15 protein-coding genes, 1 tRNA gene and 1 pseudogene are annotated in these 24,435 nt (G+C 61.5%); 12 read left to right on the top strand and 5 right to left on the bottom strand.

Going from position 1 to position 24,435, the window contains the following annotated elements; translation table 11 throughout:
- The first annotated feature begins 90 nt into the window (after positions 1 to 90).
- A complete protein-coding gene (locus tag B215_RS0100790; RefSeq protein WP_269083827.1) occupies positions 91 to 1,869 on the top strand; it encodes an IlvD/Edd family dehydratase in 1,779 nt (592 codons plus the stop codon).
- Between the two features lie 57 nt (positions 1,870 to 1,926).
- Here B215_RS0100790 and B215_RS0100795 read toward each other — a convergent pair whose 3' ends face one another.
- Together B215_RS0100795 and B215_RS0100800 are read right to left on the bottom strand one after the other, a co-directional pair.
- A complete protein-coding gene (locus B215_RS0100795) occupies positions 1,927 to 6,549 on the bottom strand; it encodes an NAD-glutamate dehydrogenase (RefSeq protein ID WP_019367718.1) in 4,623 nt (1,540 codons plus the stop codon).
- 91 nt (positions 6,550 to 6,640) lie between these two features.
- Positions 6,641 to 7,903 carry a PAS domain-containing protein gene (locus B215_RS0100800; protein WP_026008807.1) on the bottom strand — a complete coding sequence of 421 codons (1,263 nt, stop codon included), beginning with the start codon at positions 7,901 to 7,903 and terminating at the stop codon, positions 6,641 to 6,643.
- Between the two features lie 210 nt (positions 7,904 to 8,113).
- Here B215_RS0100800 and B215_RS0100805 point away from each other — a divergent pair.
- The 4 genes from B215_RS0100805 to B215_RS0100820 all read left to right on the top strand — a co-directional run bounded on the left by B215_RS0100805 (position 8,114) and on the right by B215_RS0100820 (position 10,762).
- A tRNA-Thr gene (locus B215_RS0100805) sits at positions 8,114 to 8,189 on the top strand.
- A 165-nt stretch (positions 8,190 to 8,354) separates the two neighbouring features.
- Positions 8,355 to 9,554 carry a tyrosine-type recombinase/integrase gene (locus B215_RS0100810; RefSeq protein WP_019367720.1) on the top strand — a complete coding sequence of 400 codons (1,200 nt, stop codon included), beginning with the start codon at positions 8,355 to 8,357 and terminating at the stop codon, positions 9,552 to 9,554.
- 150 nt (positions 9,555 to 9,704) lie between these two features.
- Entirely contained in the window at positions 9,705 to 10,172 is a 468-nt protein-coding gene (locus B215_RS0100815) for a mobile mystery protein A (protein ID WP_019367721.1), read from the top strand.
- Positions 10,169 to 10,762: a mobile mystery protein B gene (locus tag B215_RS0100820; protein WP_019367722.1), complete on the top strand. Its 594-nt coding sequence runs from the start codon at positions 10,169 to 10,171 to the stop codon at positions 10,760 to 10,762. Before B215_RS0100815 ends, B215_RS0100820 begins: the two co-directional genes overlap by 4 nt.
- Before the next feature lie 93 nt (positions 10,763 to 10,855).
- On the opposite strand, the gene B215_RS0100830 is transcribed toward B215_RS0100820, so the two are convergent.
- Positions 10,856 to 11,083, bottom strand: a complete 228-nt coding sequence (locus B215_RS0100830) for a hypothetical protein (protein ID WP_019367723.1) — start codon at positions 11,081 to 11,083, stop codon at positions 10,856 to 10,858.
- A 250-nt stretch (positions 11,084 to 11,333) separates the two neighbouring features.
- On the opposite strand from B215_RS0100830, the gene B215_RS0100835 reads away from it, so the two are divergent.
- The gene (locus B215_RS0100835; protein WP_019367724.1) at positions 11,334 to 12,149 is read left to right on the top strand and encodes an HNH endonuclease; all 816 of its coding nucleotides are present in this window, start codon (positions 11,334 to 11,336) and stop codon (positions 12,147 to 12,149) included.
- Between the two features lie 37 nt (positions 12,150 to 12,186).
- Here B215_RS0100835 and B215_RS0100840 read toward each other — a convergent pair whose 3' ends face one another.
- Positions 12,187 to 12,375: a hypothetical protein gene (locus tag B215_RS0100840; RefSeq protein WP_019367725.1), complete on the bottom strand. Its 189-nt coding sequence runs from the start codon at positions 12,373 to 12,375 to the stop codon at positions 12,187 to 12,189.
- A gap of 535 nt (positions 12,376 to 12,910) precedes the next feature.
- Between B215_RS0100840 and B215_RS0100845 the strand changes: the two genes are divergently transcribed.
- The 6 genes from B215_RS0100845 (at position 12,911) to B215_RS0100870 (ending at position 23,370) form a co-directional block, all read left to right on the top strand.
- Entirely contained in the window at positions 12,911 to 16,036 is a 3,126-nt protein-coding gene (locus B215_RS0100845; protein ID WP_082664384.1) for a helicase-related protein, read from the top strand.
- Between the two features lie 1,634 nt (positions 16,037 to 17,670).
- Positions 17,671 to 19,560 carry a type ISP restriction/modification enzyme gene (locus tag B215_RS22090; RefSeq protein WP_443209596.1) on the top strand — a complete coding sequence of 630 codons (1,890 nt, stop codon included), beginning with the start codon at positions 17,671 to 17,673 and terminating at the stop codon, positions 19,558 to 19,560.
- Positions 19,561 to 19,564: 4 nt separating this feature from the next.
- On the top strand, positions 19,565 to 20,572 hold the full coding sequence (locus B215_RS0100855; protein WP_152997702.1) for a hypothetical protein: 1,008 nt from the start codon (positions 19,565 to 19,567) through the stop codon (positions 20,570 to 20,572).
- Positions 20,573 to 20,602: 30 nt separating this feature from the next.
- Positions 20,603 to 21,313: a hypothetical protein gene (locus B215_RS21125; protein ID WP_152997701.1), complete on the top strand. Its 711-nt coding sequence runs from the start codon at positions 20,603 to 20,605 to the stop codon at positions 21,311 to 21,313.
- Positions 21,314 to 21,694: 381 nt separating this feature from the next.
- Positions 21,695 to 23,050: a hypothetical protein gene (locus tag B215_RS0100865; protein WP_019367730.1), complete on the top strand. Its 1,356-nt coding sequence runs from the start codon at positions 21,695 to 21,697 to the stop codon at positions 23,048 to 23,050.
- Positions 23,051 to 23,061: 11 nt separating this feature from the next.
- Positions 23,062 to 23,370, top strand: coding sequence for a hypothetical protein (locus tag B215_RS0100870; protein ID WP_026008811.1), 309 nt, complete (start codon positions 23,062 to 23,064; stop codon positions 23,368 to 23,370).
- 54 nt (positions 23,371 to 23,424) lie between these two features.
- Here the strand turns inward: B215_RS0100870 and B215_RS21710 are convergent.
- Positions 23,425 to 24,305, bottom strand: a pseudogene (locus B215_RS21710) (ArdC family protein).
- Between the last annotated feature and the right edge of the window lie 130 nt (positions 24,306 to 24,435).

Raw genomic sequence — 24,435 nt, forward strand, 5'->3', positions numbered from 1 at the left:
GGGGAGTTTTGATCTTGGCGGGCGGGGTTGTTCCAGCCCCTCCCCCGACCCCTCCCGCAAGCGGGAGGGGAGTTTGTTTCGGGAGTTTGAATCGTGACCCGCACGCCCGTCCGTCCGTTCCGATCGCGCGAATGGTTCGCCGCCCCCGGCCGCGCCGACATGGCCGCGCTCTATCTTGAGCGCTTCATGAACTACGGCATCACGCCGGCGGAGCTGACCTCGGGCAAGCCGATCATCGGCATCGCCCAGTCGGGCAGCGACATCGCGCCGTGCAACCGCATCCACCTCGAGACGGTGAAGCGCGCCCGCGAAGGCATCCTCGCGGCGGGCGGCATCCCGATGGAGTTTCCGCTCCACCCGATCTTCGAGAATTGCCGGCGGCCGACCGCCGCGCTCGATCGCAACCTCGCCTATCTCGGGCTGGTCGAGATCCTTAACGGCTATCCGATCGACGCGGTGATCCTCACCACCGGCTGCGACAAAACCACGCCGTCCTCGCTGATGGCCGCCTCCACCGTCGACATCCCGGCGATCGTCCTGTCGGGCGGGCCGATGCTCGACGGCTGGCATGAAGGCGAGTTGGTCGGCTCGGGCACGGTGATCTGGCGCTCGCGCCGCAAGATGGCGGCGGGCGAGATCGACGAGGCCGAGTTCCTCCGCCGCGCGATGGAGAGCGCGCCCTCCTCGGGGCACTGCAACACGATGGGCACCGCCTCGACGATGAACAGCATGGCCGAGGGGCTGGGCATGTCGCTCCCCGGCTGCGCGATGATCCCGGCGCCGTACCGTGAGCGCGGCCAGATCGCCTACGAGACCGGCAAGCGCATCGTCGAGATGGCCTATGAGGACCTGCGCCCGTCGAAGATCCTGACCAAGCAGAGCTTCCTCAACGCGATCAAGCTGCTCACCGCGATCGGCGGCTCTACCAACGCCCAGCCGCACCTCAATGCGATGGCCGCGCATGCCGGCATCACCATCACGCCCGAGGACTGGCAGACCGGTTATGACCTGCCGCTGATCGTCAACATGCAGCCGGCGGGGCAGTATCTGTCCGAACGCTTCCACCGTGCCGGCGGCATCCCGGCGGTGCTCAAGCTGCTGGTCGATGCGGGCATCCTGGACGGCAGCGTCGCAACCTGCACCGGCCGCACCATGGCGGAGAATGTCGCCGAGGCGCGCGTGCTCGATGCCGACGTCATCTTCCCGCTCGACAAGCCGCTGATGGAGAAGGCCGGGTTCCTGGTGCTCACCGGCAACCTGTTCGACATGGCGATCATGAAGACCAGCGTGATCTCCGAGCAGTTCCGCGCGCGCTATCTCTCCACCCCGGGGCAGGAGGGCGTATTCGAGGTGCGCGCGGTGGTGTTCGACGGATCGGACGACTATCACCACCGGATCAACGATCCGGCGCTCGGCATCGACGATAACTGCATCCTGGTGATTCGCGGCGCTGGCGTGCTCGGCTGGCCGGGCTCGGCGGAAGTCGTCAACATGCAGCCGCCCGACGCGATCCTGCAAAAGGGCATCCAGAGCCTGCCGACGCTGGGCGACGGCCGCCAGTCGGGCACGTCGGACAGCCCCTCGATCCTCAACGCCTCGCCGGAGAGCGCGGCAGGCGGCGGGCTTTCGTGGCTGCGCACCGGCGACGTGATTCGGATCGATCTTAACCAAGGCCGGGTGGACGCATTGGTCGCCGAGGATGAGATCGCCCGGCGCAAGGGCGAGCCTGCGCCGCCCATCCCGCCGAGCAACACGCCGTGGGAAGAGCTGTACCGCGAAAAGTCAGGCCAGCTGCACGAAGGCGGTGTGCTGGAGTTCGCCACGAAATATCGCGGCACCGGGCTGAAGGTCCCCCGGCACAACCACTAATGGACGATGGAAAAGCAAACGGCGCCGGCAACCACCGGCGCCGTTTTCGCGTGCAGCCTATTCGCGGCCCAGAAGGACGCGCGCCTGGCCGGCGATCTGCGCCAGCATTGCGGCATTCGGAGCGGCCGATTGCCGGGCACGGCGCACGACGGCCACGAACTGGTCGACCCGCGCCTGATGCTCGGCGAGCCAGGCTTCCACCGCCGCCTGCGGATCGGCGCCATCAATGCGGCCTAGGAATTCGAGCCGCAACTGCTGGAAATCGCGCGCGAGGCTGGCGATCAGCAGGCGTTCCCAGACATCGCCGGTGGTGATCCGCGCCGCCGCGCCCTGAGCCCAATCGAGGCCGAGCGTCTGGCCCAGCGCGGTGAAGGCGCGTGCCAGCACCACTTCGTCGATCTCCAGCCGCTGGCCTAGTTCGGCCAGGCCGACGCCGCCGTCCATCTCGACGATGCGCACCACCCTGTCCGCCAGTTCGGCGGGTGCACCCGCCGCCTCCAGCGTGGCGGAGATGCGATCCGAATGGGCGCGGGCCTCGTCGAGCAGTAGCGAACGCGCTTTGGTGCCGAGCACGTCGATGCCCGAGCGCAGCCGATCGATCACCTCGGCCGGGCTCGCGCCGGGGCGCGTGACCCGCAGAAGATCGGCGATCTGGCCACGCACCGCCAGCGCGAGCTGATCAAGCAGGGCGACGCGCGCATTCTCGCTGATCGCCGCGCTTTCGATCTCCGCCCATAGCGACGGCAGATCGAACAGGCGTTCGGCGGCGACGAACATCGCCGCGATGTCGCGCATCGCCGCGCCTTCCTCTTCTGCCAGCTCGAACGGGTGGAGCACGCCCAGACGGTTGACCACGCGATTGGCGAGCTTCGTCGCGACAATCTCGTTGCGCAGGCGATGCTCGTCGATGGCGGTGCTGAACCGCTCCTGCATGGCCTTGGGGAAGGCGGCATGGAGATCGCCGACGAGCGCCGGATCATGGCCGAGATCGCCCTGCTCGATCGCATCCTGCAGCGCGAGCTTGGCGGAGGCGAGCAGCACGGCCAGCTCTGGCCGGGTAAGGCCGCGCCCGTCCTGCGCCCGGCGCATCAGCTCCTCATTGGTGTCGAGCCCTTCCACTGCGCGGTCGAGCCGACCCTTGGCTTCGAGTATCTCGATCACTCGCACATAGCTGGGCAGATCGAGCGCGCCGTCATTCTCCATGAAGGAGAGCGCAAGCGTCTGCAGGCGGTTGTCCTCCAGCACCAGGTGCGCGACGTCATCCGTCATCGAGGCGAGCAGCGCGTTGCGATCCTCGAAGCCCAGCCGACCTTCGACCATCTCGCGGTTGAGCGCGATCTTGATGTTGACCTCATTGTCCGAGCAGTCGACGCCGGCCGAATTGTCGATGAAGTCGGTGTTGATACGGCCGCCGTTCCGCGCGAACGCAATGCGCGCCGCCTGCGTCACGCCGAGATTGGCGCCTTCGCCCACCACCTGCGCGCGGACCTGCTCGGCATTGATGCGGATGCGGTCGTTGGCGGGATCGCCCACCTCGCCGTTACTCTCGCTCGCCGCCTTCAGATAGGTGCCGATGCCGCCGAACCACAGCAGCCCGACGCGGGCCTTGAGGATCGCGATCATCAGTCCGTTGGGGTCGATGCTGTCCACGTCGAGGTCGAGCAGTGCCTTGACCTGCGGGCTGAGCGGGATCGACTTTTCGGTGCGCGGGAATACGCCGCCGCCTTCGGAGATGAGGTCGGGGTTGTAGTCTGCCCAACTGGAGCGCGGCAGCGCGAACATGCGGGCGCGCTCTTCCCAGCTCTTCGACGGGTCCGGATCGGGATCGAGGAAGATGTGGCGATGGTCGAACGCCGCGACCAGCCGAATCGCCTTGGACAGGAGCATGCCGTTGCCGAACACGTCGCCCGACATGTCGCCCACGCCCGCCACGGTCACCGGCTCCGACTGGATGTCGGTGCCCATTTCCAGGAAGTGGCGGCGAACCGAGACCCAGGCGCCCTTGGCAGTGATGCCCATCGCCTTATGGTCATAGCCGACGCTGCCGCCCGATGCGAACGCATCGCCCAGCCAGAAATTGCGCTCCATCGCCAGCTTGTTGGCCACGTCGGAGAATGTCGCAGTGCCCTTGTCCGCCGCAACGACGAAATAGGGGTCCTGACCGTCGAGCACCGTCACGCCTTCGGGGTGCACCACCTCGCCCGACACGATGTTGTCGGTGATCGACAGCAGCGCGCGGATGAAAATGCGGTAGCTTTCGGTACCCTCGGCCAGCCAGGCGTCGCGATCCACGGCGGGGGAGGGTAGCTGCTTGGGATAGAAGCCGCCCTTTGCCCCGGTCGGCACGATCACGGCGTTCTTCACGCGCTGCGCCTTCATCAGGCCCAGGATCTCGGTGCGGAAATCGTCGCGGCGATCGGACCAGCGCAGGCCGCCGCGGGCAACCGGGCCGGCGCGCAGGTGAATGCCCTCGACGCGTGGGCTATACACCCAGATCTCGCGCCAGGGGAGTGGTGCGGGCAGGCCGGGGACCCTGGCGGAATCCAGCTTGAACGCGAGCGCCTCCTCGCCGGCGGGCGCATAGGCGTTGGTGCGCAGCGTCGCCAGCACCACGCCCTTGAACAGGCGCAGGATGCGATCGTCGTCGATGGCGTTAACCTGGGCCAGGCCGGCATCGATCGCCTTCTCGGCGAGTTCCACCGCCTCCGCATCGCCGCCGCGCGCCGGGTTGTGTGCCGCTTCGAAGCGATCAACCAGCGCCATCGCCACGATCGGTGCCCGGCGCAGCGCATCGACCACCGTGCCCATGCCGTACAGCATCCCCGCCTGGCGCAAATAACGGAACCAGGCGCGCAGCAGGACAACGGCCGAAGGGGTAAGACCGGCCTCGACGATCAGCCGGTTGAACAGATCGTTTTCCGCTCGGCCTTCCAGCACCGCTGCGATGGCTGCTTCCACAACCGCAGGATCGCGGTCCAGTATCTCGCTGCGCGTGGCAGGCTCGACCTTGAAATCGTGGATGAAGGCGCCGTTGGTGAGCTCGGTCGGGACTTCCTCCAGAACGCGGAAGCCGAAATTCTCGAACGCCGGTACCGCGTCCGACAACGCCAGGGCACCGCCAAGGCGGTATAGCTTGATGCGGTAGGCGCCCGCTTCGTCCCGCACCGGGAAGATGCGGACCGATCGCGCATGTTCGTCTTCCAGCCCGCCGATCCGCACCAGATCCTGCGCGGCTTCTTCGGGCGTGTGCGTAAGGCGATAGACATCGGGGAAGGTATTGGCGAGGCGCAGCGAAAGGCGCGCGGCGCCGCTCCCCGCGATTTCGGCGAGGCAGGCATCGACGGCCGGCGCCCAGCCGCGCACGATCCGGGCGATCCGCTCGTCGAGCTCCGCCTCGTCGGGCATCACCGTATCGCCGCGAAGATCCAGCGTGTAGCGCAGCTGCGCCAGCACGCCGTCTTCCAGCGCGATCGACCAGTTGATCATCTTGGCATGCGCCGCTTCGACCAGCATGTTGCCGATTGTTTCGCGATGGCCCGCCGCAACCTGTTCGCGCGGCAACCAGACGAACCCGAACAGATGGCGCCCCAGCGGGCTGCGCACCAGCACCAGCTTGGAACGCGGCCGATCCGACACGGACATTGCCGTGAGCACGAGGCTTTCCAGCGCTTCGAGATCGAAGGCAGTGGTCAGATCGTGCGGCAGGCCGGTAAGCGCGTGCGTCATCGCCTTGCCGGTATGGCCTGCGGGATCAAAGCCGAACTTCGATTCCAGCATCTCCAGCCGATTGCGCAGCATCGGGACCATGGCGGGCGGGGTATTCAGCGCCTGGCTGGTCCACAGGCCGTAATGGATGGAAAGCCCCACCACATCCTGATCGCGCATGATCGGCGTGGCGACGATATCCAGCGGCACGCGCCGGTGGACGGTCGAAATGGCGTTGGATTTCAACAGGAGCGGGATCTCTCCGCCCATTTGGAAGTAATCGACCGCGAGGTTGCGGGAGGCATCCGCCAGCAGCGGCACGTCATGCGTGTAGCGTGCCAGGCCGATCTGGTCGGTAGTTTCACCCTCGACGGACCATTTCTCATGGCCCAGCAGCGTCATTGCATCGTCGGCGAACCACCGCAGCAGCGCTTCGCCTTCGCGCGAAGGGACACGGGCGGCATCCAGGCCCATCGCCTGTTGCAGCGGGCGCCAATCGGAAACGACGTCGCGAACATGCTCCAGCACGCGTTCGATTTCGCTGGTAAGCGCGCGGCGGGTACGGGCGTCGGCGCGCTCGATCTCGATGTAGATCATCGATTCGGCCTGCGCATCCGCCGCTTTTTCGCCGACGGCCGTAATCGCGCCCTTGGCGTCGCGTTCCACCGGCAGAATGGGGTGGATGATGCGGAACGTGCCAAGATCGAAGGCGGCGATCGCGCCGGCGATCGAATCGACCAGGAACGGCATGTCGTCGTTGATCACGGCCAGCCGCATCCTGCGGCTATTGTCGTCGTGATAGGTTTCCAGGTTCAGCCGGACGGTTTGGGGAGGACGATCTGCCGCCGTCTCCGCAACGAAGCGCGCGATATCCGCGCGTTCGCTTTCGTCCAGTCCTTCCAGCTCTCCGGGCAGGGCGCCTTCGAAGATCCGCTCCTCGAATGCCTGCATGATCTCTTTGGTCATGTTCTTCATATAGGCGGCTATGCGCCTGCCCGGTTGCCACCTCAAGTCTGGAAAAGCCGCTAGGAGGCGGGCATAAGCGCCCCTCGCACGCCTTGTGGACTCAGGCGCCCGCGCGGCGCATGGCGCGGTCGGTCAGTGCCGCATCGCCTTCCACTTTGGCGACGATATCCAGGCCTCCAGCGCCCGCCCGCGCCAGCAGCAGCACGAATTCGGCCTCACCGGCGGGGATCTGCACGCGGCCCAGCGGCGGGCGGCTGCGCAGGGCTTCGGCGGCTCGATCCGAGGCAATCGACCGCGGCCCGTGGGGCAGATCGGCGCGGTGCTTGCGCTCGGCCTGGACGATGCCCTTGACGCCGCCGGGCGTCCTTTCGAGCAGCGCGTCCAGCCCTCCCTCCGGCACCGCAAGGCGGCGTGCATGGGCCAGAACGGCGGCAAATTCGGCAAGGCGCGTCTTGTCGTAGTCCGCGCCGAAGATCAGCTTCACGATCGGCGTCATCGGCGCGCGCGACTGCGGCGTAAGCCCCGCATCTTCCAGAAGCGCGGCATAGGCGGCAGGATGGGCCTCCGCCGCCAGCGCGAAACCATAGGCGCGGTTCAACGTGCGATAGAGCGCCGCGCGCCGGCGCAGATCCGACGCCCGTACCGTCGCCGCCGATTCCTGCGCGAGCAGCAACTGGTCGGCAAGGGGAGACAGGCGATGCGTCTGTGCAGCCCGGGGTGGTGCGGCGCTGCTGTCGGCGGTTCCCTTGGGCCAGGGCGGCGACGTCGGGCGCGCTGCGGACGCTGCATATTGGGATGCGTCGATCTCCGCGGCGAGCAGCGTCTGCGTCTCGACGTCCACGGCCTCCTTCCAGTTGATCACGCCATAGATGCAGGTGATTGCCCCCTGATCGTCGGCAAAGGGCATCAGCAGGCCCCTATAGAAGAGCTGGTTGCCGCGCGGGCCGACAAATTCCGTCTCGAATCCGATCGGGGCGCGGTTTTCGATGATCTGCGCATAAGGCTCGGCTAGCCGTGAGAGCAGGGACGTTTCCGGCGCATCGCTCACCTGGGCGATACTAGCCGTCACGCCGCATTCTGCGGCCAGCGCAGCTCCTAGAAATCGGATCGCAGGATCAGCCGTGCCCGTGCCGAAATCGAGCAGCACGCTGTTCGGCCCAAAATCCGCGATGCTGGCGGGATCCAGGTCCGCAAGGGTGGGGCAGGGGCGGCCGCGTAGCAGCGAAACCCAATGATTATAGGCGCGTACCTGCATCCGCCGGTCCTGGCCGGCAAAGGCGATCGGACGCTCGTCGATCATCCCCTCCGGCGCGGAGGCGGACCTCGCCCCCGAAGGCCGATTGATGCCACGCGCCATGTTCATTGCCGTGCTCCACTGCGGGCGATGCCCGGAACGCTGATCGACCGCTTTTGCTCGCTCCATGGTAAAGCGAGGGTAAAGGAGCAGGGCGAGGAGACCCGGGAGTTTACCGGAGCCTTCAGAATTTCCACGTCCCGCCAACGCGCCGCTTGCCATCCGCGACATCCACTGGTAAGCGCGCCCTCCTCCGGGCAAGCCAGCGCCCGGCAGAGCGCCGCTTTAGCTCAGCTGGTAGAGCATCGCATTCGTAATGCGGGGGTCACAGGTTCGAGTCCTGTAAGCGGCACCACCTCCACCTTCGCCATTGACCGCTGAAGGTTGCTAAGACCCCGGAAATCTGCGATAAATTGCCTTGGCTTGGCCGCCAAGGTTCGCTGAAATTCGCCTGCAGCCGCGACGATTTGGGGGCCTTTTGTGGGGGCCTTCGCCAACCCCAAATTGGAAAGGCCCCCAAATGGCTCTGACAGAGACTGCGATCCGCGCCCTCAAGCCCAAAGCCAAGGCTTACAAGGTTGCCGACGAGAAGGGCCTTTATCTGCTCGTGACCCCCTCGGGCGGACGGCTTTGGCGAATGAAATTCCGCAATGGTGCCGGGGTCGAGAAGAAGCTTGCCCTGGGTTCCTATCCAGAATTGAAGCTCCGTGACGCTCGCGATGCCCGCGATACGGCCCGGGGGAGCCTGGCCAAAGGCATCGATCCGGCTGATCAGAAACGCCGCGACAAGATTGCTGCCAAGATCAGTGCGCTGAACACCTTCAGCGCGGTCGCCAAAGCCTACATCGAGAAGAATCGCCGGGATGGGCTGGCGGCAGCGACGGTCCGCAAGCGCGAGTGGTTCCTGAGCCTGCTGCAAAAGAAGCTGGGCAACCGTCCGATTGTCGAGATCGAGCCAGTCGAGGTTCTGGAGGCTGTCCGGCCTTACGAAGCGTCCAAGAACGACGAGAAGGCTCACCGGACGCTCCAGTTCGCTGGCCAAGTGTTCCGGTTCGCGGTCGCCAACCAATTGGCCAAGGTCGATCCGACCCGCGATCTGCGCGGCGCGCTCGCCAGTCGCAAGCCGAAGCACTTCGCTGCGATCCTCGACTCCCGGCGCGTAGGCGAGCTGCTGCGCGCGATCGATGGCTATGAGGGATATCCAACAACCAAGTATGCGCTCCTGTTCTCGCCGCTGGTATTTGTCCGGCCAGGCGAACTGCGTCACGCGGAGTGGCGGGAGATCGATCTCGACGAAGCGGTGTGGCGCATCCCTCCCGCAAAAATGAAGACACGCGTTGAGCACGCGGTGCCCTTGTCCAGGCAGGCAATCGCAGTGCTGAAGAACGCAAAGGCCTTCACCGGCGGCGGGAAGTATGTTTTCCCGTCGATCAGGACGCCGAAATCACCGATGTCCGAGAACACGGTCAATGCAGCGCTGCGGCGGCTCGGCTATTCCGGCGATGAAATGACCGCCCATGGCTTCCGGGCCATGGCGAGCACTTTGCTCAACGAGTCGGGCAAGTGGTCGCCCGATGCCATTGAAAGGGCATTGGCGCACAAGGACAAGGATGCCGTTCGGGCAGCTTACCATCGTGGTGCGCATTGGGCCGAACGCGTCGAGATGGCGCAATGGTGGGCCGATTACCTTGATCAGCTAAAAGGCACTTCCCGCAATTAGGCGTGTTTTTCGGCGCCAAGCGCTGGGCGAAACCCTCAATTATCGATCATATAAAGATGATTAAAATGCCTCGTTTAGATCATTTTTAATAGATCAAAATCCATTGATACGATCACATAGAAATGATCATATAGACAGTGGAGGACTGCGATGATCAAGGACCGGCAAGCCGAACTGGCCCGAAAAAACCTCGACAGGAAGCTCGCCTTTCTGCGGGAACAAAGCCTCCCGCGTCCGCGCGGTGGCTGGGTGCGCGCTATTCGCGATTCACTGGGCATGACCTCGCGCCAGCTCGCCAAGCGCATGGGCGTGGTGCAGTCGCGTATCGTCGCACTGGAAAAGGCCGAGGCGACCGATGCCACCACCCTCAAATCCCTGCGTGAGGCTGCCGAGGCGCTAAACTGCCAGCTTGTTTACGCGCTGGTGCCCAAGGCACCGCTCGACGAGATCGTGCGCGATCGCGCGGCAGCCAAAGCTCTCGATCAGTTCGGCCCCGTTGCACAGGGCATGATGCTGGAGAACCAGTCTCTAACTACTGGACAGATGCATGAGGAACTTGAGCGCCTGACTGCCGAGATCCTGAATGAGCCGCTGCGCTACCTTTGGGAGGATGAATGACCGATCCTCTCTATGCCGGTGAAGACGAAGCCAATACGCCGCTCGAAGCGGAGGAACGCGAACAGCTTATTCCGACTTACATCACCACCAGGGCTGAACTGAACGAAGCCGAGCAGGTCAACATCACCCGGGCCAGCCTCTGGCTCAGGCGCGCCCGCAATGTTGACGTGCTCGAAGATGCATTCCTGCGTGATCTGCACAAACGGATGTTTGGTGAAGTCTGGAAGTGGGCAGGTCAGTATCGCAGGACGCCGCGCAATATCGGCATCGACGCCTACCGCATTCCCATGGCGGTGCGAGAGCTCGTCCAAGATGCGCGGTACTGGGTAGACAACGGCACCTACCCGCCGGACGAGATTGCGATCCGCTTCTCCCACCGGCTGGTTTCGATACACCCATTCCCCAACGGCAATGGTCGGCACTCCCGCCTGGTCGCCGACCTGCTCGCGATGGAGCTCGGCCAGCCCCGCTTCACTTGGGGCAGAGCCAACCTGGTCGCTCCGGGTGAAACCAGACGAGCTTATGTCACGGCGCTGAGGGCAGCGGATGGTGGCGAGATCGAGCCGCTGCTTGCTTTCGCAAGGTCATAGCCTGGCTCGCGAAATGCCAGAGCCAATTATAGTCGTCGATCAGCGCAAGCGCTGCGCCAATCGCAGCGTCGTATTCGCGATCGAGGCCGGGCGCTAAGCGCCCGGCTGCTCCTTGGTCTCGTCGTCGAGCGGTGTACGCAGAACGATGCGGCCATTGATCGGCACGACCTCCAGCTGAAGCGAAACGCCCTTCCGGTCGCGGTGAAACCACGCTGCACCGACCTTGGTCCAGAATGCCTTGTCGCCTCTGTTGGCGACGTGCCAGGCGATGAAGTCCGGGGCCTTTGCTTCGGCTGCCGGTGCGGAATTGTTGCGGGCCATGGATTTGTCCTTTCGTATCTGATGACTCGTTGCACCAAACCGACAGGCCGCACGGCCAAGGGCAGACGTCATGCCCAACACGGGTGAGCGCCCGCGAACCGGCGCGGGCCGGGCATTGATGGCTGAACGCGTGCGACCAGGTCCGGTGCTTAGAACGGACGCCCAGATCGAAGGGACTTTGTGCCCGCCGGAGAAACCATAGCACTCCAAGCCACTTGCGCCCCTGGGCGGCCTCGCTCACAACACTGCCATGGGGGACGAAGGCAGCCTAAGGAAACGCTGGAGCGAAGAGGAGACGGTTCTCGCGCTCTATCTCTATTTCCAGCTGCCGTTCGGGAAGCTGCATTCGGGCAATCCAGAAATCCAGCAGCTCGCCGCCGCGCTGGACCGGTCAAGCAGCTCGGTTGCGATGAAGCTCTGCAATTTCGCCAGCCTCGATCCCAAGATCACCGACAGTGGGCGCAAGGGCCTCGATGGCGCGTCCAAACTCGACCGGGCGACCTATGCCGAATTCGGCCAGGATTGGACCGGCCTGGTTGCGCGCGCGGAAAGCATGTGGACGGCGCAAGTCGAACATGGCGAACCTGCACCAGCCTCTACCCGGCTCAAGGACAAAGTCAGCGAGTTCCGGTTCGAACCCTACCAGGGAGCATCAACAACGCAGGCGTTGGTCAACCAGCGCGTCGGCCAGGACTTTTTTCGCCGCGCAGTCCTGGCCAACTATGAGGACACCTGCTGCATCACCGGCATCGCCGATCCGCGCCTGCTGACTGCCAGCCATATCAAGCCATGGGGCAAGGACATCGAGAACCGGCACAACCCTGCCAACGGCCTATTGCTGTCGGCAACGCTGGACCGCGCCTTTGACCGGGGCCTGATCACGGTCGACCAGAGCCGCCGCATCCACGTCTCGCGGCAGCTGCGCGAAAGCCAGAGCCGCGAGACGCGCGAATTCTTCCAGCAGTTCGAACAAGCCAGCTTGCGCCCGGCTAAACGCTTCGATCCCGACCCGGCCTTTCTGGACTGGCACAACACGCACTGGTTCGCAGACAGCATCGCCGCCTGACGTGTCAGGCGGCGCGCCGCAAGCCGCTATCACGACTTCATTGCAAAGCCGATCCGCCCCCTTCGCAATAGTCAATGAGCTGCTCAAAATCCTCCGCTTCGCCAAACCGCTCGGCGGCATCCCGCACGGACTCGAACGGCAAGCCATCGTCGCAAGCCAGCATCCGCAGCCAGTCCTCACGGCATTCCGCTCCGCAAGCTCGGTAGTTCAAGATCTGATCGCCCATCGGCCCAACTCCTTTCCGGCAAAACCGCATCCGACACGCGGCATGCGGCCTGCCTTCCGGCGAGGATGGAAGGGGGAGGGAAAACCGGAATCGATGCCCTGGCGCGGGCCAGCGGGCACCGCCCGCCACTCGGGGGTGTCTATTCCGGTTTGGGGAAAGAGAGGGCAAAGCCCTTGGCGTTCCAGCTCAGGGATCGCCCCGCGATCCAGCCAGAATCGGCACCCTTGCAACGGCGCGAAGCAGCAGGACGCCCTGCGCGCGCGCAAGTGCGCCAGCGGGCGTCCGGCAATGAGAGAGGCAAGAGTGCCAGCGGGTCAGCACAGGAAACGCCGCACCCTCAGGAGCGCGCAGCGCGGGACAGAGTGCGTCTGCCAAGCTTCCCGCTCAACTTCTCCTGCTCCTGATCGTCACCCGGATGGGCCGAGACTACAGGCCCGGTCCGCGACAGCGGATAGAGCAGGTCGCCCGGTAGGGTAGCTCCAATCACGTTGCGCTTCGCCAACCTGTCGCCTAAGCTTTCGATAGAGGTGATTTAATGCCAAAACGAAGCAGTGCCCGAACTGGAAGTGAACTATTCATCGTCGACAACAGTGAAGACGATTGGAAGGCACTGCGTTATCTTAAAGATTGGTGCGAACTATCCAGCAGCATCGACATTGCGTCGGGTTTCTTTGAAGTCGGTGCGTTGCTTGCGCTCGATGGCGAATGGCAAAAGCTCGACGGCATCCGCATCCTCATGGGCGACGAGGTATCTCGGCGAACCAAGCGTGCATTCGAAGCCGCACTATCGTCGGCAACCTCGGTTCTGGATGGCAGCCTGGAATCAGAAAAGCAGAAGAACCATTTCCTTCGCGGTGTGTCGGCGATCGTCGAAGCGCTGCAAAGCGGCAAAATCAAATGCCGGGTCTATCGCAAGGACAAGTTCCACGCGAAGGCCTACATTACTCATGCTCGCATGGAGGTTGTGGGATCGAGCGCGCTGGTCGGCTCATCCAATTTCACCTTCCCTGGGCTTACCGAAAACATCGAGCTCAACGTCCAGATCACCGGCACCCCGGTTTCGGTCCTGCAAGAATGGTATGAAGAGCATTGGGATGAGGCGGAAGACGTTACGCCCGAGATCCTGAAGACCTTCGAGCGTCACGTCCGGGCTTATCTCCCGTTCGAAGTCTATACCCGATCCCTGCAACAATATTTCCTCGGGCACGAGGAGACAGCCAGCGAATGGGAGAAGGACAGCTCCCGGATCTTCCCTGTACTCGCTCGTTACCAACAAGACGGATACGGAGGTCTGCTCAAACGCGCCGAAAAGTATGGCGGCGCCTTCCTCTGTGATGGCGTGGGTTTGGGCAAGACCTTCATCGGCTTGATGCTGATCGAACGGTTCGCGGTTCATGAGAAGAAGAACGTCGCCCTTTTCGTCCCCAAGTCGGCAAAAAAGCCGGTCTGGGAACGCGAACTCCGGAAGCGGCTTCCTGACGTGTTCAAAGGCTACAGCCGTCTCAAGATCTTCAGCCACACTGACCTGATGCGAAAGAGCGAGCAGGAAGAGCTCGATCGCGTAGCGGAAGAGGCCGATGTCATCATCATCGACGAAGCCCATCATTTCCGGAACACCGGAACCAAGGGTGACGAGGGCGAAGGTCGAAAGTCGCGCTACTGGCGGCTGTATGATCTCGCAAAGGGCAAGCAGATGTTTCTGCTTACCGCGACGCCGATCAACAACCGCCTGACCGACTTCCAGCACATGGTCGAGCTGTTCACGCAGCATCAGGCGGACCACTTTTCCGGTGGCACCCTCGGAATCCATTCGCTGCCCGGCTATATCCGCCAGCTCGAAAAGAAGATCGAAGCCGAGATCTTCGGTCATCGTCCCGATCAGGAGGAGCTTGAACTCAATACGCCAGACGTTGCTCTCCGGCTGTCCGCTGATCCGCTGTTTGACGCGCTGGTCGTCCAGCGGAGCCGCAGCTACGTGAAGGAAAGCATGAAGCGCGAGGGCGACGGGGAAGTGATGTTCCCTGAACCGCGCAAGCCGACCGTGGCTGAGTATTCCGTGCGGCAAACCTACGGCAAGCTGCTTGATATGGTCGCCGAGGCATTCCACAAGCGTGATCCGCTGTTCGTCCTCGGCATCTATAACCCCTACGCCTACTACAAGGGTGACAGCGAAAATGTCGCCACCGCGCTGGAACGCGGCCGCCTCAAGCAGGTCGTCGCCCTCATCCGGACCAGCTTCCTGAAGCGGTTCGAAAGCTCGGCCGAAGCGTTCAAGCAATCCTGCTGGCGACTGCTGATGAAGATGCTCGCTTGGATGGAGGTCCACTGCGAGACTGACCATGAGAAGGCACAACTCAATCGTTGGAAGCGCAAGCACGCCAAACTGCTCGATCATAACCTCGATAGGGGACTGTTCGATGATGACGAGGCTGAGGACGACCTCATCCCGCCCGAACTGCTTGAAACCGTCAACAAACTCCCGCGCGACGAATTCAAGGTTGACGAAATCATCGACCATACCCTGGCCGATCTCGAGCAGGTCGCCGATTTCCTTTATGAGCTGGAGAAGTTCAAACCCAGCCAGGATCTCAAGCTCAAGAAGCTGATCCAAATGCTGACCAAGGACCCGGTGCTGTCCAAGCACAAGGTCCTGATCTTCTCGGAATTTGGCGACACCGCTCGCTACGTTGCCGAGCAGTTGAAGGAAGCGGGGATCGAGGGCGTCGATCAGATCGACAGCGGAACCAAGGGCGATCGCGCCACAATCATCCAGCGGTTCGCTCCCTATTACAATGAAAGCTCCAGCGCAGAGCAGGGCGGAAAAGAAATCCGCGTCCTGGTCTCGACCGATGTCCTGTCGGAAGGCCTCAACCTTCAGGATGCTACGCGCCTGATCAACTATGATCTGCATTGGAATCCGGTGCGACTGATGCAGCGCATTGGCCGTGTCGATCGGCGCATGAACCCGGATATCGAGGCACGGATCGTTGCCGACCACCCGGACCAGAAGGAACTGCGCGGCACCGTTGCCTATTGGAATTTCCTGCCACCCGACGATCTCGACGAGCTGCTGCGCCTCTACGGCAAAGTCGCGCATAAGACCCTGCGCATCTCCAAGACGCTGGGGATCGAAGGTCGTCAGCTTCTTCGCGAGGATGACGACTACGAAGACCTGCGCAACTTCAGCGAGCAATACGAAGGCCAGCGCAGCCCGGATGAGGACCTGCATCTCGAATGGCAGGATCTACTGAAAGCCAATCCGGGGTTGGATGAGACAGTCAGCGCCTATCCCAACGGTATCTTCTCGGGCAAACAGAACCTCAAGCCCGGCACTCAGCAGGTGTTCTTCTGCTACGCTCGCCCGGCACACGACAAAGCAGCGAGCGAAGCGAGCGGCGAAGACATGTGGACTGCTGAGGCGGGCGACGTGCAGTGGTATCTCTACGATGTCGCATCACAGGAAATCCGCGAGGACGCGCCGATGATCGTCGGCGCCATCCGCTCCACGCCAGAAGCTCCGCGTGTCACGCAGATGGAGGAGGTCAAACTCTCCGACATCCGCATCGCGGTCGAAAAGCACATTGCGAAGACCTTCCTGCGCAAGGTCCAGGCCCCGCTCGGCGTCAAGCCGGTGCTGAAGGCCTGGATGGAATTGAATTAGCGCGATCGATTGGGGCCAAAAACACAATGACGGACATCACCGCCGAAGAGCTGGCCAAGGTCAACAGCTTCCCGCGCCTGGTCGAACTGCTGCGCGACAAGCTCGAATGGCCGATCCCGGACGATTACGGGTTGGAAGACGTGGTCTTCGAATACGAGCCGCGCGAACTCGGCCTGAAGGACGAGGATGCGGCCAAGCTGCGCGAAATCCACCAGCTCCGCCCTCTCGTCACCAATCAGCCCTGGGGCATCTTCTTCCTCTCATTCGAAGACAAGACCATGTCGGTCACCGTCCTGCGCCGTATCCTGCGCGCGTTGGTGGTGAGCAAGCGCGGTGAGAGCAAGGGTGCCGAACGCGCCGCCTGGGACAAGAGCGACCTGATCTTCGCCGCCAATTTCGGCAAATCTGGCGAGCGTGAGCTTGCCTTCGTTCATTTCAGCGATGCGGCATCGACCGGCGATTTGCCGGTGATGAAGGTGCTCGGCTGGAATGCGCGGGATACGGTCTTGCACAATCGCCATGCGGCGGACTTGCTGTCCCAGCGGCTGACCTGGCCCGACGATCCGGCCGATCAGACTGGTTGGCGCGGCCAGTGGGCTGGCGCGTTCGAAGTGGGCCACCGCGAGGTCATCACCACCTCGCAGGAACTTGCCAAGCGCCTTGCCGCGCTGGCCGGGGATATTCGCGCCCGTGCCAATCAACTGCTTGCCGCCGAAACCGACAAGGGCCCGATGCGGACCATGCTGGAGGCGTTCCGCAAGAATTTGATCCACGATCTGGACGATGACGGCTTTGCCGACATGTTCGCCCAGACCATTTGCTACGGCATGCTGGCGGCGCGGATTTCACGGCCGGTCGGGATCATTGCGGACAATCTGGCCGACATGGTGCCCAAGACAAATCCGTTTCTGAAGGAGCTGTTCGCCAATTTCCTCCAGATCGGCGGACGCGACAAGCGAAGTGGCATGGACTTCGACGAGTTGGGCGTCCGTGACGTCGTGGACATGATCAACAGCGCCAATATGGAAGCGGTGCTGCGGGATTTCGGAGACAAGAACCCCAAGGAAGACCCGGTCATCCACTTCTACGAGCTGTTCCTGAAGGAGTACGATCCGCAGAAGCGGATGCAGCGCGGCGTCTTCTATACGCCGCGCCCGGTGGTGAATTTCATCGTGCGCGGAGTGGACGAAATCCTGCGCACCGAATTTGATCTGCCGCTGGGATTGGCAGATACCAGCACCTGGGCGCAGCTCGCCGCGCGGAATGACAAGATCGCCATCCCTGATCATGTCGATCCCGACGCGCCCTTCGTTCAGATACTCGATCCCGCCACCGGCACAGGCACCTTTCTGGTCGAGGTGATCGACCTGATCCACAAGCGGATGGTCGAAACTTGGAAGGCAGACGGCAAGTCGGCAGCGGACATCAAGGCGGCGTGGAACGCCTATGTGCCTGAGCACCTTCTGCCGCGCCTGACCGCCTTCGAGCTGATGATGGCACCCTATGCAATCGCGCATATGAAGGTCGGTCTGAAGCTGGTCGAAACTGGCTACAAGTTCGGCTCCGATGAGCGCGCGCGCATATTCTTGACAAATGCGCTGGAGCCGAGACGAGATATCGATCTTGAAGAAAGAATGCAATCACAGGCTCTTGCTCACGAAGCAGACCAAGCAAATCAAGCAAAGGACCGTGTTCCCGTTACCATCGTCATCGGCAATCCGCCGTATTCTGTGAAATCTTTTAACATGGGACCGTGGATCACGGAACTTTGCGAGCCATATAAAGAGCAGGTAAGGAAGGAAGAAAGCCAGATACAGTCACTTTCAAATGATTACATAAAATTCTTGAGATTGGGACAAGTTACAATTGATAGATCAAAGATTGGTGTCTTAGGCATGATCACCGGGCACGGATACATGCTCGGCAGCCAGCCTCGTGATATGAGGAGATCTCTCTTCCGCTCGTTTACTCGTCTGAGAGCAATCAACCTCAATGGCAGTGTGCGCCGCAACGATGTTGCAGGTGTCGATGAACCCGTGTTCGAAATTATGACTGGCGTCGGGATTGGTCTGTATTCCGCCGCTCCAAACAAGATTGAAGGGCAAGCGACTTACGAGAGCTGGGAGGGAACCTTTGAAGCAAAGATGGACCGATTGCTCACGAGCAAGGTAAGTCCGGTTGATTGCGATCCTGTCAGACCGTCGCCACCAAACTTTCTCTTTTGGAGAGAAGGCGAACTCGTGCAAGAGTTCAATGAATTCCTCGATTTGCCCACACTGTTTGGAACAGGTGACCGGTCGGCTGACAAGGAAATTTATTGGTCGACAGGTTTCGCCTCGCAACAAGATGAGTTTGCGATTTCCTTCGAAGTAGGATCGTTTGATCAAAGAATGAGCGACTTAGCAAAGTCTACCTCTCGCAAAGAGATATCCGAGAAATATCGAATGTGCTCAACAAATCAATGGAATTATGAAAATGCTAAAGCATTTGCAATTTCGGGAAATTGGAAGAATGACATAACAAATGTTGCCTATCGTCCATTTGATTTTCGATCAGCCATTTTGGATTCTCGAGTTCTGACGATTCTGAAAGATGCGGTTCAGAGAAATCTCGATATTGAAAATGTTGCTCTCCTTACATCAAGGATTTGTAATGATCAGATTTACGCGCATTCATTTGTCTCTGAAATGCGTACAGATAAGATATTCCTTTCATCAAAAACTTCTACAAACACCTATGTTCTGCCGCTTTGGCTAGACTCTGACGCCGACAGATCGAAGCGGCGACCAAACTTTTGCGACAAGTCAGTTAAGGTGCTCTCCCAGCATGCTGGTCTAACATACAACGATGGCATCCCGCGTGGCCAACAGGGCAGCTTGGGCAAGGACTTCATCCAGCCCAAGCCCGAACAAATCGGCCTGCTCGACACACCGTGGGATGGGCGCGGCGATCTGGCCAAGACTTTCGGCCCGCGCGACCTGTTCGACTATATCTATGCCGTGTTGCACGCGCCCACCTATCGCAGCCGCTATGCCGAATTCCTGAAATCGGACTTCCCGCGCATCCCCACGCCGGGATCGCGCGCGCTGTTCGCCGATCTCGTGCCGCTGGGCCGCGAACTGGTCGCGCTGCACCTGCTCAAGTCCGATGAGGCCCCGGCGCTCAAGACCCCCGAAATCCGCTTCTGCGGCACTGGCGAGGCGCGGGTCGGCAAGGGCTATCCCCAATACACAAACGGCAAGGTGATGATCAACGCCTCCCGCTGGTTCGAAGACGTGCCCAAAGCCACCTGGGAATTCCACGTCGGCGGCTATCAGCCCTGCGAAAAATGGCTGAAAGACCGCGCCGCCAAGGGTGGCAAGAAGCAATCCGATGGCCGCGTCCTGACCGACGAAGACGTGCTCCACTATCGCCGCATGGTCGTAGCCCTCACCGAAACCCGCCGCATCATGGCCGAGATCGACAAAGTGATCGAAAGCCACGACGGCTGGCCGGGGGCGTTCAAGGTGGGCGGGGAGGAATAGGCCGATGGCGATGCGTTCAGCGGTTCACTATCCGGACACGCACCTCCAGTCTCCGCAGGCTATGGCTTCCGCCATGCTGCTCTGGGACAAGCTGAGGGTCATCGTTCCGTTTGATGACTACCGGATCGAATACAACAATTATGACATGGCCGAGGCGTGGGAGCTGATCGGCAAGCCGCTGGTTCCGGACGACGAGAACAAGCGCCAAGCGCACAAGAGCATTGAGTCGATGCTGGCAGCAGGCGTCCCCCGGCAAATTCAATATCGGGAGGATTTGCAACTCGACCGCCCATACGAAATCTGGCCGCAAAAGCTGCACTACGAGACATGGTGCCTGCTTCAAGAACACCGCATGACCGCTGGCCCGGTGGCGAACGGTGACTATCCGTTCGATCACGAAGCAGGCATCACGATCATGTCAAAGCTGGCCGATGCTTGCGCTGGAACGACTTTTGCGCGGGTGACCGACAAGATGCTCGCATACGGCCTGATCGGTGATCGCGATGAACCGGTTCTGGCCCAATCGCATGTGGTTCCGCTTACGCTTGAGCTGATAGACGCGAACGCGATGTCGCTCGAAAAGCTGATCGATTTCCGGCGTCGCGAGGAGCGGGAGCAGCGAGGTGGGGATTACAAGGCCTTGCGCCATGCATACGCAGATGCGGTGCAAAGCCATGTTGCCAGGCTTCGCGACGTTCAGAGCCGAAATCATCGCGATCAGCTTAACGTTGAGTTTCAGGATGAAATGGCTCGGTATTTGAATGAGTTAAAGCGGGCAATCGGGCTGGCAAAGGCCGAGATGGTGCTGAAGCCCGTCGTGGTCAGCGCCGTTGTCGGTATCGGTGGTTTCCTTGCGGCTGGCCCTTTTGGCGGTTTGGCGGGGCTCACTGCTGGGCCGGCCCTGAAAGGCCTGACTGACATGTTCAGCGCCGGGATCGGCTTCAATGAAAAGCAGCGCAAAGCGATGAACAAGAACCCGATGGCTTACATGTACCAGTTGGCCAGGGCGTAGCCGTGGCGATGGTTAAAGGGGCGGGTTAGGATGGCGAAGACCTCAGAAACAGCGACCGGCTTCCATGGTGAAAAGCTTTACCAGAGGCGCGCACGCCTGGTTCTTCCGATCCTTGTTCGTCAAGCTAAGGCTGGAACGCCGATATTTTACGAGGACCTTGCTGACGAAGTCAGTATGCCCAATCCTCGAAATCTGAACTATCCACTCGGTTGCATCGGGGATGCGCTCAACGACCTGAGCGATGAATGGGAAGACGAGATTCCGCATATACAAGCGTTGGTCAAAAATCAGCACACCAACTTGCCGGGACCTGGGTTCGATGGCTTTCTTGAACAGAAAGGCGAGAAGTGGAGCAATGCCAAAGAGCGCCGAGCTATTATTGAGAGCTATTGGGCAAAGATTGCAGCATATCCTTACTGGGATGACGTTCTTGAGGCGCTGAAACTCGCGCCCACCGCCACCGATCTAGCCCCGGTCATCGCCAACGCGGGAAGAGGCGGGGGCGGTGAAGGACCGGACCATCTTGCACTCAAAAACTACGTTTGTGCCAACCCGCAGCTGGTCGGGCTGAAGCTCGGCGATCCAGCTGGAGAGCCGGAGTATCGGCTACCATCTGGGGATTGTGTCGATGTGGTTTTTGCGCAGAAACGCCGCATTCACGCTGTTGAGGTCAAACCCGCTGGTTGGTGCCAGACGATATTACGCGCGGCCTGTTCCAATGCGTCAAATATCGTGCCGTGATGATGGCGCGGGCAGCCTATGAACATGATGATCGTCCAATTACTGCTTGTCTGGCACTTGGCGGGCCTCTGCCTGCCCAGTTGGTCCCGTTGCGCAACAGCCTCGGAGTCGAAGTGTTCGAATCGATTGTACCGATGCCACCCTTGTAGGGTGTAATTGGCGAGGAATATTGGCGAGTTCGCGTGGGCTTGCAAATTTTTCGGATCGTGCCATATTCATGTGGCTTGCCGAGATGGTGGGCTGAAAATGAACCTGGATTGGTTCTGGATGGGGTTGTCACCGGATGGTGGCGGTTGAGCCGGGTTACCCGCCTGCTCATTCCGTTGGTTTGAATTTGCCAACGCCGTTCAGCGCCAGTCCTCCTGGATAGGAAGACTACACATGAACCCGAACGAACTTCTCATTCGCTTTGAAACCGTTGACCGCCAGACCGAAGGGCCTGTTACGCGGCTAATCGGCTTTGCGCGTGCGCGGAATCTGCTGCCCCTGCTGGACGCCGCCGATCTGGAAGCCAACCCCCGCACTGCGAAGGTTGGTCCGATTACCGCCGATATCATGGAGTCGATCCAGACGACGCCGGAACTGTTCCCCTTCAAGACCAAAGGCATCCTCGTCGCCTCGGCAAATTGCCGGGAGCTGGAACGGCGGCGCTATCACATGACTTTCGACAACCCGGCGATCGAGGGCATCCTTGACGGCGGCCACAATACCCTTGCGATCGGCCTGCACATTCTTGGCGCTGCCGGGGTCGAGGCCAAGGAGGTCAAAAGGGTCAAGAGCTGGCCCGAATTCAAGGTGGCCTGGGAGGCACACCATGACAAGGTCAAGGCGCTCAAGGGCTCGGCTGCCTCTGGGGAGGGAGGCCCATTGGATTTCCTCGTTCCGCTTGAAGTGCTGATTCCGGCCGATCCAGAAGACGAGATCGCTCTCGAAGCCTTCACGAGTTCGCTCTTTGAGATCTGTGCGGCACGGAACAACAACCGCCAGCTCGCCGATGAAGCCAAGGCCAACAAGAAAGGCCTGTACGATTACCTTCGTGACCAGGTTCCGGCGGACATTTCCAAGCGCGTCGAGTGGAAGTCGAACGATGGCGGCGATGTGAAGGTTCGCGACATTGTCGCTCTGTCGTGGATTCCGCTGGCCGTTGCTGCCCTTCCCGAAGGGATCTCTGCGCCGCGCACCGCAGATATCTACAGCGGCAAGGGCAAGTGTTCGATGGCCTTTGATGCCCTCATGGAACATCCGGAAGTATCCAAGCAGACTGCAGACGGCACTTTCGAACTGCACAACGTGGCTATCGCCAGCGCGCTGAAAGTCGCTGGTGACATGCCGGCGCTGTTCGATCAGCTCTACGCCGCGTTTCCCGGCGCCTACAACCGCAACCAGGGGAGTTTCGGGCTTCTTCGCGCGGTAACGCCTGCTGACAAGCTGAAGTCCAAGCCCCGTACGCCGTACGGAAAGTTGAATTCCGCCTATCGCTATCCGGATGGTTTCATTGTTCCACTTGCAGTCGGGTTGCGCGCTTTGCTCAGGTCCGATGCCGATGGGAAGCTGGAGTGGAAGACCGATCCGGCAAAGTTCATCGACAAGCATCTCGATGAGATCGTGCGTAAGTACAAAGTGTTGATCCAGGCCTTCGGCGGTGACGCGCAGAAGATCGGCAAGAACGACGGCAGCTATACGCTGGCGCTGGACGCCTTTGAAACCGAGCTGCTCAAGCTTGCTCAGAACGGCTAAGGGAGACGACGATGGCGTATCGAGCAAGGCCGAGTGGCGTTCGCCTCACTGAAGCTGATGCCGCGACGATCAAGGGGATGCTGGCGCGAGGTGATCGTCAGCATGACATTGCAGCTTGGTTCGGTGTCAACGGCGGAAGGATCGCGGAAATCGCGACCGGGAAGGTGTTCAGCGGTGTCGCATCGTCGCCTTTGACGAACCTGCCGCCGCCGGGCCCGTATCCGGCTGGAAAGGATGCATATGCGGCGCTTGCTGCACTGCGCGCGGCAAAGCAGGCGATTGTCGCGGCTGAAGAAATGGTGAGCGCCCAGTTGCACTAATTGGAGCGGGTCGGCGCACATGGCTCGCACCATCTGCGCTGACCCAACCCGTCATCACTCTATGCCTCCAAGCCACTCTGCCGCCTTCGCCGCCGCGCTCGCGGCCGTGAAGATCGCGCGATTGTCGGTTTTGAGCACCTTGATCCAGCTGGCGAGGTAGCGGGCATGATCGGGGCGCGGACTCGACGACAGGCCAAGGTCGCCGCACAGGAACGCTGATCCGAGCTCAGCGACCAATTCCTCCATCGCATAGGCATCGTCGCGAACCGCTTGCCGAAAGTCCGTGCAAGCCGGTGCTCGGCACCGGACCAATGCACAAGTTCGTGCAGGAGTGTGGCGTACCAGTTCTGCCCGGCGCTGCCGGATCCAGTGGCGAAGAAAAGCTGCCTATCAGGCATGGTAATGGTATCTGTAGACGGGGTGTAATGCGCGCTGTCTCCCTGGATGCGCAAGGCTGCACCGGTTTCAGCAACGAAGGCATCGGCGTTCGGGATCGGATCGAAGTCTGTGGCTTTCGGGAGTTCCGGCATCGCGTAGCCCTCCACCTGGCCGACGTTGAACCCATGCGAGGACTGCGCGAAGATGCGCGCCGAGCTGTCCCGTTCCTCGGTCTCTTTGCCATCGACCTTGTCGATGACCTTGTAGAACACGATCGGAGAGGCCTTCTCACCCTTGCGGACTTGAGCCCCGAGCGACTGCCACTGCCGATAGGTCGCCCAGAGGCCATGCCCGAAGTCCTGCGCCTCGGCGGAGGCCCAGAGGGCGAGCACGTTGACGCCACGATAGGATTTCCGGGTCACTGCGTTCACCGGGCGGGTCAGCGGCGTGGTGCTGCGGTGCCAGGGGAGCGAGAATTTCCCGGCTCCGGCTTCAAGCGAGGCAATGATCTGGTTGGTGATGGTGTCGTAGATACTGGCGGTTTGGATGCTGGCCATGGTGAAGATCCTTCGTCCTGTCGTTGGGAACGCGGATGAAGGGACAGGCCGGATTGGCCGGGCGGGTCAGCGGCACGCGGAACATCCAACACGGGAGGGCTTCAGCCCGAAGGGAGCGGGCAGGCTGTTG

The organism is Sphingomonas sp. ATCC 31555, from assembly GCF_000282895.1.
Classification (GTDB): Bacteria; Pseudomonadota; Alphaproteobacteria; order Sphingomonadales; family Sphingomonadaceae; genus Sphingomonas.